Source organism: Mangrovactinospora gilvigrisea, from assembly GCF_001879105.1.
Lineage (GTDB): Bacteria > Actinomycetota > Actinomycetes > Streptomycetales > Streptomycetaceae > Mangrovactinospora > Mangrovactinospora gilvigrisea.
On record NZ_MLCF01000154.1, the window covers coordinates 1 to 2,577 of the forward strand.

General features: G+C 70.2%; 2 protein-coding genes. Both read right to left on the reverse strand.

Annotation, left to right across the window (positions count from 1 at the left end):
• Positions 1-16: 16 nt before the first annotated feature.
• Entirely contained in the window at positions 17-886 is an 870-nt protein-coding gene (locus tag BIV57_RS21935; protein ID WP_245797848.1) for a GNAT family N-acetyltransferase, read from the reverse strand.
• A gap of 99 nt (positions 887-985) precedes the next feature.
• Entirely contained in the window at positions 986-2,269 is a 1,284-nt protein-coding gene (locus tag BIV57_RS21940; protein WP_079170583.1) for an asparagine synthase-related protein, read from the reverse strand.
• Positions 2,270-2,577: the final 308 nt, after the last annotated feature.

The window sequence follows — 2,577 nt, forward strand, 5'->3', positions numbered from 1 at the left end:
CGTCACCCGTCACCCGTCACCCGTCACCACCGTGCCGCGTGTACGAGAACAGCCGGTCAACCTCGACAAACCCCGCCCCCCGATACATGCGCTTAGCAGCCACCCGCGAACGCCCCTGATCCTCCGGCGCGTCATCGTCCACCACCAACACCACCTCACGCGCCCCAAGATCAGCCAGCAACGCCCCCGCCGCCCCCAACACAACGCGCCCATACCCGCGCCCACGCGCCCGCCGCCGCGTGCTGATCCACCACAGCACACCCGTCCCCGCGACCGGCAACCCCACCTGAGCCTTAGCCACCCGCGTACGGCCCTCCATCAAACTCAGCTCCCACTCATCCCCCGCCATCCGCTCATACCGCACCCCCGCATCCAACCGAGGCAACGACAACGGCAGTTCCGCCCGCATGTACGCCCACAGATCCGCCCCCACGAAACCCGCCGCCAGCAAAGCCTCGTGCGTAACCGCACGATGCCGCACCGGCAGACCCTCAAGCGCGACCACCAGCGCCGACGACAGCGTGAACGCCTCCAGGCGCGCGCACCCGGCGAGCGCGTCAACCGCATACGCCACCAGCGCCGCCGCCACGTCCTCCCGCTCCCGGCAGTGCAACCACAAGATCAAACCCGTGCGGTCCTTCGCACGCACCGCAAACGACACCACCCCCACCACAGCCCCACCCTCAACCGCCACCACCGTCACCGGCGCGTCCAACTCCTCCCACCACCCCGAGTCATTCGGCGAACGCCCGGCAACCGCCTCCGCGAGCTGTGCCGCCGTCACCTCCGGCTGACCGGGCACCTGATCGGCATTAATCAACTCCAGTACGCCGAACTCATCCGCCCGCGCAAACGGACGCATCCCCAACCGCAGTGCGCTTTCCACGACTTGCCCCTCACTCAAGACCGAACCGAACCGCTCCCGAAACCACCGACCCCGGTGAGGGGGACAGCGGCCTACCGCCGCCCCCTCACCGGAAGCCGCTCACCCGATCACGGCCCCACGCTCCACAGCCCCGCGCATCCACGCCTCCAACGAGGCGACCGCGAGCAGCACCGACACATCCGACTCCCGGCCCAGCGCCTCACGGTCGATCAGACCCACGTCCGCCGTCACCAGGTCCGAAGCCGCATCGAACCGCGCGGCCTGCCCCTCAAGCGCCGCGCTGAAATACTGCTTGTGCTGCGGCAACAGCCCCGCCGTCCCCTCCGGGAACAGACCCACCACCAACGCCTTAGCCCGCAGGTACGGCGTCGGCAGCGCCGCGCCATAGCGGTCGGCCAGCGGCACCGCGAACGCCGCTGAGATGAACCCCGGCGTCAGAAACGGCGAGTCCTCCCGCACCTCACCCGCCGCAGGAATCAGCTCATGCGGAAAGAACGCGTCATACGCGTCCGCAGCGAACCACCCGCGACCGTTCGCCGCATGGTCGTTGATCTGCTCCCACACCCACGCCCGCGACCACTCGGCCGCCATCGCGCGGTAAGGCTCCGCCAGCACGGGAGTCGCCTCCGCGCCGCACCACTCCGGCCAATTCATCGCCCAGTACAGGCGCGCCCGCGCGGACGACGGAAGCAGCCGCGCCGCCGCCGCCATCCCCTCACCCATCAGACCCGCCCCCGAACGCGAGGCGTCAGCCGCATACCGCCACGCCGCGCGGCCCCCCTGGCGACGCGCCACCGCGCCAGTCCCGTAGCGCGGAACACCCAGCAGCTCATCCGCGCCCGAACCGCTCAGGAGGATGTCCACCCCCCGCGCGGCAGCCTCCCGCGCAACCACCGCGTTCAGGTCCGGCAGCGCATCCAGGCGCGGCCCCGCCGCCGACCAACGGGGAACGCCTCGCTCCCCCTTGGGGTCGATCACGACCAGTTCCACGCCCGTCAGCCCGAAGTCACGCAGCAGCCGACGCACTACGGGAACCGCGCCCTTCCCCTGATCGTCCGTCAGGTCCACCGTGAAGGCGTAGACGGGCCGACCGTTGGCCACACGGTGGACGTAGACCAGGGTGGCCAGCGAATCCAGGCCCCCCGAGAGCTGCACGCCGATGGCGCGCGCGTCTTCGGTCAGCTCGCGCACGGAGTCCAGGAACGCCCCCGCCAGCCCCTTGGGGTGGGGGACGGGCGCGACGTGCGGCAGGGTGCTGTGAGTGCCGCCGTCCCAGAGGCTTGAGGGGTAGAACTCGCCGGTCAAGGCGACCGGGGACAGCAGCTTTGCGGTCTCCGGCAGCAGAATGCGCCTGCCCTGCACGGAAGATGCGGTGTCGCTCATGGATGGCTCCTCTGGTGAGAAGGTGACCAAGGTGGTGAGCCTCGATCTCGTGATGATCCAATCATAGCATATGCTCTCCGATATGCGCAGCCATCCATCGCAGAAATCCCCCGGCAACTTCGGCGGGACCGCCAGGCACAGGGGGGTCCAGGGCGAGCAGCCTCCACCCGCGGCAACGCATCAGGGCCGGACACGCATCACGCGCACCCGGCCCCCTCCAACACCCCTCCCCCCGGAGGGAAGCGGCGAGACCTTGCGGCCCCGCCGCCCCCACCCGACGGTCAGGCGTCAGGCGTCAGCCCTGACGA